The 4,513-nt window shown below is 41.7% G+C and carries 4 protein-coding genes; 3 read left to right on the forward strand and 1 reads right to left on the reverse strand.

Annotation, left to right across the window (positions count from 1 at the left end):
• Positions 1-214 precede the first annotated feature (214 nt).
• Positions 215-1,204: a DUF389 domain-containing protein gene (locus IM477_RS06265; protein ID WP_002798368.1), complete on the forward strand. Its 990-nt coding sequence runs from the start codon at positions 215-217 to the stop codon at positions 1,202-1,204.
• An 86-nt stretch (positions 1,205-1,290) separates the two neighbouring features.
• A complete protein-coding gene (locus tag IM477_RS06270; RefSeq protein WP_002733391.1) occupies positions 1,291-1,554 on the forward strand; it encodes a DUF3146 family protein in 264 nt (87 codons plus the stop codon).
• A gap of 12 nt (positions 1,555-1,566) precedes the next feature.
• Here IM477_RS06270 and IM477_RS06275 read toward each other — a convergent pair whose 3' ends face one another.
• Positions 1,567-2,778 (reverse strand): RNA-guided endonuclease InsQ/TnpB family protein, encoded by a 1,212-nt coding sequence (locus tag IM477_RS06275; RefSeq protein ID WP_287730956.1) that lies wholly within the window; start codon positions 2,776-2,778, stop codon positions 1,567-1,569.
• A gap of 389 nt (positions 2,779-3,167) precedes the next feature.
• On the opposite strand from IM477_RS06275, the gene argC reads away from it, so the two are divergent.
• The gene (gene argC, locus IM477_RS06280) at positions 3,168-4,229 is read left to right on the forward strand and encodes an N-acetyl-gamma-glutamyl-phosphate reductase (RefSeq protein ID WP_287730957.1); all 1,062 of its coding nucleotides are present in this window, start codon (positions 3,168-3,170) and stop codon (positions 4,227-4,229) included.
• The last annotated feature ends 284 nt before the right edge of the window (positions 4,230-4,513 follow it).

The raw sequence follows: 4,513 nt of genomic DNA on the forward strand, positions 1-4,513 counted from the left end.
AATAGGCTTTTCGAGGGTAATTCTTGTTTTAATTCTCCATGTACGCAGTCTTTAAAAGCCTCTATTTCGTTCCAAGACACGATTAAGAGTGGCTTTTAGGCTAAGTATAATTACTCATCGCGTAAGTGAGATGCTCCCAAGAAAATGATACAAATATACATTGATTAGACAAAAAAAGCTATAAGTAAAAGAAAAGTCAATCTTCCTCAGCCCCATGACGAGAAAAGAACGGCCCCACTCGTGGTTCTCAAGAAAACCCTTGACCTGGCAACAATCGCGGACTATGTGGCGCGATTTATGGTTAGAAGCGTCCCTCGATTTTCCTTATCTAGCTTTGATTGTCAGTTCTTGTGCGATCGCTACCTTTGGCTTAGTCGCCAATAGTGCGGCAGTGATTATTGGGGCGATGATTATTGCCCCTTTGATGTTGCCGATTCGTAGTCTGGCTTTTGGTGGTTTAATTGGCAGTTGGCGATTAATTCGTAAGTCGGCCTTGGCGATTTTAGTTGGTACGATCATCGCTTTAGCGATAGCTTGGTTGCTAGGATTATTGATCGGAATTTCCGAATTTGGTAGTGAAATTCAGGCCCGTTCTCAACCGAATCTTTTAGATTTAGGAGTAGCAATTACGGCGGGGGCAATCAGTGGTTATGCCAAAATAGAACCGAAAATTTCAGGTACTTTAGCGGGAACAGCGATCGCCGTGGCTTTAATGCCGCCAGTTTGTACGATTGGTTTAGGATTATCCCAAGGGAATTGGGTCCTAAGTTTGGGGGCAACTCTGTTATATATTACCAATTTATTAGGCATTGCTCTCTCCTGTTTGTTGGTCTTTTTGCTGGCAGGTTATTCTAATTTTCATCGGGCGCGTAACGCTCTAATTTTGACTTCTATCCTGACAGCAGTTTTGCTAATTCCGTTAGGAATAAGTTTTGCAACTCTGGCCAATCAAGCTCGCTTAGAAAGGTTGCTCAAAAAAGCTTTATTACAACGAACGATTACTTTTCAACGGGCAGAATTATTGGAATCTTCGATTAATTGGCTCAAGCAACCTCCCCGGGTGAGATTAGTAGTAAGAACTGCGGAAAGTATTACCCCCAGACAGGTAGAATTGTTGGAAGAATTCATTACTAAGGAAATGGGGCGACCTTTTCAATTAAATGTCTTGGTTTCTAAGGTTAATGAAGTCACTGCCCCAGAATAAAGTCGAGAAAATTAGCTCAAGTAATGACAAACAAGGATTAATTCGCTATCTTAATGTTTGATATTTAATCTATAGGTAGGGTTCAGGTGAGTGGCGGCAATCGACCAGAAAGCACGGCTTATGTGCGGATAATTAAGCAATCTTGGCAAACGGGGAAATTAGAGGGAGAAGTGCGGACGGAACAATATCAATGGCGTTTTCAATGGCATTTTCTTCAAGGCAAGTTATTAGTACAACCTTCCCTAGGTAGGGCTTTGATTTTTGAACCCTTGAATCGGTTTTTAGAACGCTACGATTATCAGTTAGAACCGGGGGGAGATTATGAATTTACAGTGCGCTCAAAATTTTGACACTCCCGTTGCCTAAAGGCGTGGGGATTCTTGGTTCACCGAGATCACTTGCTTAGACAGAATCGCTTCTGAAAAAGTAGAGGTATTCTCTCCCCAAGCGTTTATCGGGTCTAGCCCGAAAGTTCCCGTATGCCCTACGGTACTTAACCCTTTTTTAAGGATATTGATAGCGGCGTTTTCATCCCTGTCCAAAACACACCCACATTTGCACTGATGGGATCTAGTCGATAAAGATTTTTTAATAACTTCACCACAGTTTGAACAGTTTTGACTTGTATAGTTCGGTGGGATAGCAATTGTTATCTTGCCGAATTTAACTCCAAAATATTCTATCCATTCTCGAAACTGATACCACGCCGCATCATTTATCGATTTAGCTAAACAATGATTCTTGACTAAGTTCTTAATTCTTAAATCCTCGTAGGCTATCACATCGTTAGAGTGAACTACGCACCTTGCTAACTTTACAGCAAAGTCTTTACGTTGCCTACTTATTTTAAGATGAGCCTTAGCTAATCTTTGTCTAGCTTTTTGACGATTTTTACCTCCCTTTTTCTTTTTAGATAACCGTCTTTGAAGTCGCTTTAATTTTTTCTCGGACTTTCTTAAGAATTTAGGATTGTCAACTTTATTACCCTCGTGGTCAGTATAGAAAGAAGCTAACCCCACATCTAAGCCGATACACTTACTTGATGGTTTAACATCTTCTTTAACATCACAAGAAAGAACAAACTGGCAATAATAACCATCGGCTCTACGAACTAATCTAACCCGTTTAATGTCAGACTGTTGAAAGTATCCTAAGTCCCAAGTCCCTTTTAGTTTAAGTGTTCCAATCTCCTTTTTATCACTGAAATGGATGGTTTTAGGGTTAAGAAGCTTCCATCCTGTTGTTTTATACTCAACGGAACGGGAAAACTTCTTAAACTGAGGATAGCCTTTCTTTCCTGCTACCTTCTTTTTACAATTATCAAAGAAACGGGAAATAGAAGACCATGCTCTTTCAGCCGATGCTTGCCTTGCTTGGGAATTTAACTCACCAGCAAATTTAAAGTCGTGCGCTAACACCCGACAATAAGCCGATAGGTCGTATTTATCCACACCCTTGTTATCCATCCAACACCTTAGGCATTTATTACGGATGAATTGAGCGGTGCGAATAGCATCGTCTATAGCTTGATATTGTTTTGTTTTAGCCTCAACTTTAAATTCTAGAACAAACATTTACGCTAGGCTTGACAGGATAAACTTAGTTTAGCACACTTAAGACTAAATTGACAACCTATCATTGAAAAACCGCCCGGTCGTGCGGGGAACCTTAAACCCAAATTTTCGGTAAATATGGGGGATTGAATTACAGCTTTTCTCCTGAGGATGAAGTTTAACCTAATTTGGCATCATCTCCCGATGACAGATTCCCTCAAAGGAAAACTTCGTACCTCATCATTAAGATAACCGCCTATTAATCAAGAGAAATTGACGGTTTATGGACAACCCGGCCGAGATACTAGATTTTTACAGGAAGTTTTTTGATTTAAATCCTGCCGGTTAGGCTAAAATTCGGCCATAGCAAAGCGTTATATTAACGATAAGAATTTTTAGGAACAAGGGAAATGACGCAAGGACAGAAGGTTTCAGTGGGTATTGTCGGCGCTTCGGGATATGGTGGCGTACAGTTGGTACGTTTGCTCAAAGAACATCCCCTTGTCGAATTAGTCTATCTGGGGGGCGATAGTAGCGCCGGAAAACCCTACAGTGATTTATATCCCCATCTCGGTCATAGTATTAATCTTAATGTGGAGGCGATCGATTTAGAGACAATTGCCTCCCGTTGTCAAGTGGTTTTCTTGGGTTTACCCAATGGTTTAGCCTGTGATTTAGCCCCTCCTTTGATCGCTAAAGGGTGTAAAGTGTTGGATCTGTCGGCAGATTATCGTTTTACTAGCCTAGAAACCTATAGTAAATGGTATGGCAAGGAACGTCAGGATCAAGCGATCGCATCTACGGCTGTGTACGGTTTACCGGAACTTTATCGGGAAGATATTAAAAATGCCTCTTTGATCGGTTGCCCCGGATGTTATCCTACTGCTAGTTTAATGGCGATTTCTCCCCTGTTAAAACAGGGTTTAATTGTCCCGGAAACCACGATTATTGATGCCAAATCGGGAACTTCGGGGGGAGGAAGACAAGCTAAGATTAATATGTTATTGGCAGAAGCAGATAGTTCGATCGGGGCCTATAATGTAGCGGGAAAACACCGTCATACTCCTGAAATCGAGCAGATTTGCGGTGATTTAGCCGGTCATGAGGTGCGCGTTCAGTTCACTCCCCATTTAATGCCCATGGTCCGGGGTATCCTGTCCACAGTCTATGCAACTTTGCGGGATCCCAATCTGGTGCGGGATGATTTAATCACTATCTACAATGCTTTTTATCGCGCTTCTCCCTTTGTCAAAATCCTACCGGGGGGAGTCTATCCACAAACTAAATGGGCCTGTGGTACTAATTTATGTTATCTCGGTATTGAAGTGGATCCGAGAACCGATCGAGTGATAGTGATGTCAGCGATCGATAATTTAGTTAAGGGACAATCGGGACAAGCGGTGCAATGTCTCAATCTCATGATGGGTTGGGAAGAATCCCTTGCTTTGCCGCAAATGTGTTTTTATCCTTAAAAATTCCTGGATGCGTTTAACCGGGTACATCTCATTTTTGTAAATCTACTGAGTTGGGATTTTTAAAGGGAAACTATCTGCTAAAATTGGTCATTACTTCCGATTTTATCACTCAATCCAAGCCTTTGGGGGGTTCTACCCCCCAAACCCCGGAGCGCATTAGTTTTTCGGTGGGATGCTTACACGCAGCTGCTGATACATTTGTAATTATCGAAAATTTGGGTTAAAACCCCGTCCTTTTAGGACGGCTTTAAGCTACAATGGAAAAAGCGATAACCAAGCTA

The organism is Microcystis sp. M090S1, assembly GCF_020246295.1.
GTDB classification, from domain to species: domain Bacteria; phylum Cyanobacteriota; class Cyanobacteriia; order Cyanobacteriales; family Microcystaceae; genus Microcystis; species Microcystis aeruginosa.

What these genes read in the sequence shown, in the direction of transcription:
- IM477_RS06275 (WP_287730956.1), bottom strand. Translation starts at nt 2,778, where the DNA reads ATGTTTGTTCTAGAATTTAAAGTTGAGGCTAAAACAAAACAATATCAA.
- argC (WP_287730957.1), top strand. Translation starts at nt 3,168, where the DNA reads ATGACGCAAGGACAGAAGGTTTCAGTGGGTATTGTCGGCGCTTCGGGA.
- IM477_RS06265 (WP_002798368.1), top strand. Translation starts at nt 215, where the DNA reads ATGACGAGAAAAGAACGGCCCCACTCGTGGTTCTCAAGAAAACCCTTG.